The organism is Pseudomonas sp. SDO5532_S415 (assembly GCF_054071155.1).
This window is the reverse complement of sequence record NZ_JBSVWS010000253.1, coordinates 1-5,874: the sequence shown is the minus strand read 5'-3', so window position 1 is coordinate 5,874 and position 5,874 is coordinate 1. Positions and strand designations below refer to the sequence as shown.

Annotated in this window: 5 protein-coding genes; 2 read left to right on the top strand and 3 right to left on the bottom strand. The window is 61.0% G+C overall.

From position 1 onward, the window contains the following. Positions 1–127: 127 nt before the first annotated feature. Positions 128–1,807, bottom strand: a complete 1,680-nt coding sequence (gene leuA / locus ACW9HW_RS28400) for a 2-isopropylmalate synthase (RefSeq protein WP_095193766.1) — start codon at positions 1,805–1,807, stop codon at positions 128–130. A 392-nt stretch (positions 1,808–2,199) separates the two neighbouring features. Here leuA and ACW9HW_RS28395 point away from each other — a divergent pair, with 392 nt between their 5' ends. Next, positions 2,200–2,556: a hypothetical protein gene (locus ACW9HW_RS28395; protein WP_095194065.1), complete on the top strand. Its 357-nt coding sequence runs from the start codon at positions 2,200–2,202 to the stop codon at positions 2,554–2,556. 108 nt (positions 2,557–2,664) lie between these two features. On the opposite strand, the gene ACW9HW_RS28390 is transcribed toward ACW9HW_RS28395, so the two are convergent. Both ACW9HW_RS28390 and xseA read right to left on the bottom strand, forming a co-directional pair. Next, entirely contained in the window at positions 2,665–3,486 is an 822-nt protein-coding gene (locus ACW9HW_RS28390; RefSeq protein ID WP_457402638.1) for a peptidoglycan DD-metalloendopeptidase family protein, read from the bottom strand. Between the two features lie 3 nt (positions 3,487–3,489). Beyond that, entirely contained in the window at positions 3,490–4,869 is a 1,380-nt protein-coding gene (xseA, locus tag ACW9HW_RS28385; protein ID WP_095193764.1) for an exodeoxyribonuclease VII large subunit, read from the bottom strand. Between the two features lie 177 nt (positions 4,870–5,046). Between xseA and ACW9HW_RS28380 the strand changes: the two genes are divergently transcribed. Then, positions 5,047–5,814 (top strand): sulfite exporter TauE/SafE family protein, encoded by a 768-nt coding sequence (locus tag ACW9HW_RS28380; protein WP_095193763.1) that lies wholly within the window; start codon positions 5,047–5,049, stop codon positions 5,812–5,814. Positions 5,815–5,874: the final 60 nt, after the last annotated feature.

Genomic DNA, 5,874 nt, shown 5'->3' with positions numbered 1-5,874 from the left:
TGGAAAGGCGATCTCCTGTGGGAGCCAGCCTGCTGGCGATAGGGCCAGAACAGGCAGCACAAAACCAACAGGCAAAAAAAGGCCCCGGAGGTTTCACTCCGGGGCCTTTTGCGTTACAGCAATGGGCTTACGCCGCTTTCGCTTCCGGCTGGCTCAGGGAGCGGTTCAGCGCGCTGAACAGGGCCTTGAAGCTGGCGGTGGTGATGTTTTCATCGATACCCACACCGTGCACCGCACGTTCACCGTTCACACGCAGTTCAATGTAGGCCGCGGCCTTGGCATTGGTGCCCGCGCCGATGGCGTGTTCGTTGTAGTCCATGATCTCCACCGGAATCGGCAGACCGGCCACCAGCGCTTCCAGCGCACCGTTGCCCTTGCCGCGCCAGTGCAGGTTGGTTTCGCCCTGGCCTTTACTGGCGACTTCCACTTCGACGGCGCTGTGGCCGTTTTCTTCCTGCAGGCGATGGCTGACCAGCGCGTACGGGGTGTTGGCCTGCAAGTATTCGCTGTGCAGCAGGGCATGAATTTGCTGGGCGGTCATTTCCAGGCCCAGGCGATCGGTTTCACGCTGCACGACCTGGCTGAACTCGATCTGCATGCGACGCGGCAGGCTGATGCCGTATTCCTGTTCCAGCAGGTAGGCGATACCGCCTTTGCCCGACTGGCTGTTGACGCGGATGACCGCCTCGTAGCTGCGGCCGATGTCGGCCGGGTCGATCGGCAGGTAAGGCACTTCCCACAGGGCATCGGATTTCTGCTGGGCGAAGCCCTTGCGGATCGCATCCTGGTGGGAGCCGGAGAATGCGGTGTGCACCAGGTCGCCGACGTACGGGTGACGCGGGTGAACCTGGATCTGGTTGCACTCTTCGACGACCTTGCGCACGCCGTCGATGTCGGAGAAGTCCAGTTGCGGGTCAAGACCCTGGGTGTACATGTTCAGGGCCACGGTCACCAGGTCGACGTTACCGGTGCGCTCGCCGTTGCCGAACAGGCAGCCTTCGACGCGGTCGGCGCCGGCCATCAGGCCCAGTTCGGTGGCGGCAACGCCAGTACCACGGTCGTTGTGGGTGTGCAGGCTGATGATCACGCTGTCACGACGATTGATGTGACGGCCGAACCATTCGATCTGGTCGGCATAGATGTTCGGGGTCGCGCATTCGACGGTGGCCGGCAGGTTGAGGATCATCTTGTGCTCGGGCGTCGGGTTCCAGACGTCGATCACCGCATCGCAGACTTCCTTGGCGAACTCAAGCTCGGTGGCGCTGAAGGTTTCCGGCGAGTACTCGAAGGTCCACTCGGTTTCCGGTTGCTGGGCGGCGTACTTGACGAACAGCTTGGCCGCGCTCACGGCGATTTCCTTGATTCCGTCCTTGTCCTGGTTGAAGACAATGCGGCGGAAGGAAGGGGAGGTTGCGTTGTACAGGTGAACGATGGCTTTCTTCGCCCCACGCAGGGATTCGAAAGTGCGGGCGATCAGGTCTTCACGGCCCTGGGTCAGCACCTGGATGGTGGTGTCATCCGGGATGTGGCCGCCTTCGATCAGGGTGCGCACGAAGTCGAAGTCGGTTTGCGAAGCGGCCGGGAAGGAGGCTTCGATTTCTTTCACGCCGACCTGTACCAGGGTTTTCCAGAAACGCAGCTTCTTGACGGCGTCCATCGGTTCGATCAGCGACTGGTTGCCGTCACGCAGGTCGGAGCTGCACCAGATCGGGGCGGCGGTGATGGTTTTCGACGGCCAGGTGCGGTCCGGGATGTCGATGGTCGGGAATGCGCGGTATTTCGAAGACGGGTCTTTGAGCATGCTCATCGGGAAATCCTTATTGTGTGGGCCGAAAAAAGGCGGCCTGCCGGTGGATCAAATGTTCTGGGGATAAAGCGTAAGACGAGGCACCGCGATTCAGCCCGGCAGTCGTGCACTGACAAGGCACAAGCTGCGATGCTGACGGCGCTGAATGAGGGTGTGAGAGGTTTTCATGCCTTCAACCCTAACCGCGGGGGGAAAGGATGGCAAGCAGTCGAAAAAAATTGAGAGGAATACTCGTCAGTGTCTGCTTGGCGAGATTTTATTGCTCTATTCCAGTCTGATCTTCAGGTTGTTTGCGCAAGGTTTGAGCGATGCGCAATCGGTGTTTTGAGCGCAGGCTGCTTGCGGCGGGGCTATTCTTCTTGAAAGCCTCGACTGGCAAGCGGGAGTCGGCGATGAACGAGTCCGATTGGAAACAGTATTGCGTATTGCGTCCGGTGGCCCATGAGCGGATGTGCACCCGGATCATGACCGACGTCGAAAAGATCGTGCTGGACAAGAGTGTCGCGCCTTACGAACGCATCGACGCCAGCGAGGAATTGCTCAAGGCTGGGCAAAAAGAGCTGTATTGGGCGTTTGGCGTCTTCAGGTTTTCACGTCACGAAGCGCGCTCGCACCTGCTCGGGTTGTGCGCGCGGGAGTTGATCACGGCGGAGGAGCTGAGCTGGTTTTCCGAGGAGACTCAGGAGTGGGTCAGGCATTGTCTGGCGGACCGGGAAGTCCATGGGATCCAGGACTTGGACGCTGAATAGGCGCTGTCCATGACGCCGCCTTCGCGAGCAGGCTCGCTCCCACAAGGATCAACGAAAACCTGTGGGAGCGAGCCTGCTCGCGAAGAGGCCATCAGCCTCTCCTGAGAATCAAGGCTGAAACGCGCCAATAAATATGGCCGGATCCACCCGCGCATCATTGAGGCTGACGTTCCAATGCATATGCGGTCCCGTCGCCCGGCCGGTAGCGCCCACCTTTCCGACCACACCGCCGCGTGCCATTTGCTGCCCAACCTTCACATCAATCTTTGACATGTGGCAGAACATGCTGATAAAGCCCTGGCCATGGTCGACAAACACCGTATTGCCATTGAAGAAGTAATTACCGATCAGAATCACCTTCCCGGCGGCCGGGGTCTTGATCGGCGTGCCGGCAGGCACGGCGAAATCCAGGCCTGAGTGAGGATTGCGCTCTTCACCATTGAAGAAGCGGCGCACGCCGAACTTGCTCGACAGCGGGCCGTTCACCGGTTTATCCAGCATCACGTTACTTGGCGTATTCGGACTGAACGTGCGGTAGGCAGCGATCTGCTCGGCCAGTTCGCGCTCGATGCGCTTGAGATTGTCCGGATCCGGATTGACCTGTTGCGTGTTTTTCAGGGTGATGCGCTGTTCCGGGTATTTCTTGTTGCCTACGGTGAACCCCAGGCTACGACCGCCGCTGCTGACGGATTGGGCACCCGGCTTGACCGTCAGCGGTATGCCGACGATGGCCAGCCAGTTGTTCTGTTCCTTGATCACCAGCACCGGTTTGCCCTGATAACTGGCTTTTGGCGCTTGCGCGGCGGTGCCCAGGTCCACCACGGCCACGCCGCCCGGCACCGGTTTGTTCAACAGGCGTGTGATGTAACTGTCGGCATGGGCGTTGAGTGTCAGGCACAACAGCAGAAACGAAGCTAAAAAGCGCGGCATGGATCAATCCAGTAAAGAAAGGGTGACGGGCGTCAGGTGATTGTCTTCGACCCGCACTTGCAGTTCGCCTTCACCCAGTTTGGCTTTCAGGCGCTGGCCGGTGTGGGTTTGCCCGGCGCTGCGGATCGCGTTGCCGCGCTCGTCCAGCAGAATGCTGTAGCCACGGCCGAGGGTCGCCAGGGGGCTGACCACATGCAGTGTCTGCATCTGGCTTTGCAGTTGCAGGCGACGGCTTTTCAAACCTTCGCGCATGGCGCGGGGCAAGCGTTCGGCGAGGCTGTCGAGGCGCTGCCGCAGCATCGCCAGTTGCCGGCCTGGATGCTGTCCGGCGAGGCGGGTTTCCAGACGGATCAGTCGTTCGCGCCGGGTGTTGAGGCTGCGCTCGAAGGCACGGCGCAGGCGCATGTCCAGGTCGTCCAGACGCTGCGCTTGCTGACGCAGGCGCTCACCCGGATGACGCAAGCGGCGAGAGATACCTTCCAGGCGCAGCCGGTCACGCATCAGGCGGTCGCGCATGCGCATCACCAGCCGACGATGCAGGCTCTCGACCCGACGCACCAGATCACTGGAGTCCGGTGCCAGCAGTTCGGCGGCGGCAGAAGGCGTGGGGGCGCGAACGTCGGCAACGAAATCACTGATCGATACATCGGTTTCATGGCCGACGGCGCTGACGATCGGCGTCACGCAAGCGTCCACGGCGCGGGCCACGGCTTCTTCGTTGAAACACCAGAGGTCTTCCAGAGAGCCGCCGCCACGGGCCAGGATCAATGCATCGAAGCCACGGGCGTCCGCCAGTTTCAGCGCGCGAACAATCTGCGCAGTGGCTTCGCGGCCCTGTACCGCAGTAGGGATCAGCGTCAGCTGAACTTGCGGCGCGCGGCGGCGGAATACGCTGATGATGTCGCGAATCACCGCGCCGGTGGGCGAGCTGATGATGCCGATACGTTGCGGATGCGCCGGCAGCGGCACTTTGCGTTCGGCGCTGAACAGGCCTTCGGCGCTGAGTTTTTCCTTCAAGGCATCGAAGGCCAGGCGCAGCGCACCATCGCCGGCCGGCTCCACGGTGTCGAGGATCAGCTGATAATCGCCGCGCCCCTCGAACAGCGAAACCTTGCCCCGCACCTTGACCGCCAGACCATCCTTCAACGCCTGGCGCACCCGGGCGGCGTTCTGCCGGAAGAGGGCGCAGCGCACTTGGGCGCCGCTGTCCTTGAGGGTGAAGTACACGTGCCCGGACGCCGGGCGGGCGAGGTTGGAGATTTCGCCCTCGACCCAGATGTTGCTGAACACGTCTTCAAGCAACACCCGCGCACGGCCGTTGAGCTGGCTGACGGTCAGGACTTCGCGGTCCAGGCCGAGTCTTGCAAAGGGATCTTTAATCATGGGGCGCAGTTTAAAGGCATTCGGTGAACAATCTCCATGAGTCCGCGCAAATCCCTTGTGGGAGCGAGCCTGCTCGCGAAGGCGCCATGTCAGTCACTGCAGTGTTGAATGTTATTCCGTATTCGCGAGCAGGCTCGCTCCCACAGGGGTAAAGTCGTCGGCGGTATTCAAGGAGGATTGAGTGTGGCTGAGTTGTTGAACCAATGGCCATTCGGCGCAGTGGACTGGCTGGTGATCGGGGCGGGCATCGCCCTGGCTTACATCGTGTTTGGTATCGCCGGGTTCGGCACGGCATTGGTGGCCGGGCCGATTTTGATTTTGTTCATGCCCTTATCGAAAATCGTGCCGCTGCTGGTGCTGCTGGATTTCATCGCGGCGTTCGGCAATCTGTTGCCTTCACGACGGGACGTGGCCAAACCAGAGCTCCTGCGATTGCTGCCCTGCATGGCGGTGGGCTGCACCCTTGGGGTGATTTTTCTGCTGAACCTGAAATCCGACCTGTTGCTGCTGTTGATGGGGGTGTTTATCAGCGCGTATGCGATCTACAGCCTGTGGATAAAAGTCCGTCCGGCGCAATTGTCTGCTGTTTGGGCGTTACCGATGGGCACCGTGGGCGGGATGTTCGGCGCGTTGTTTGGCAGTGGCGGTTTTTTGTATGCGATCTATCTGAACAGTCGGCTGCCCAAGGACGAGGCGCGGGCGACTCAGAGTGCACTGATCAGTTGCAGCACGGTGGTGCGTTTGAGCCTGTTTGCGGTTGCGGGGGTGTATGCCGAATTACCGTTGCTGGTCCTGGCGCTATGCCTGCTGCCGGCCATGGCGCTGGGGCTGTGGGTCGGTCGGCGGTTGACCATGCGCCTGTCGCGCGAGGCCTTTGTGCGGCTGGTGACGTGGCTGGTGCTGGCGAGCGGGATTGCGTTGATCGGGCGTTACCTGAGCACCTGAACGCGATTTTGTGGCGGGGGGAGCTTTCTGTGGCGAGGGAGCTTGCTCCCGCTGGGCTGC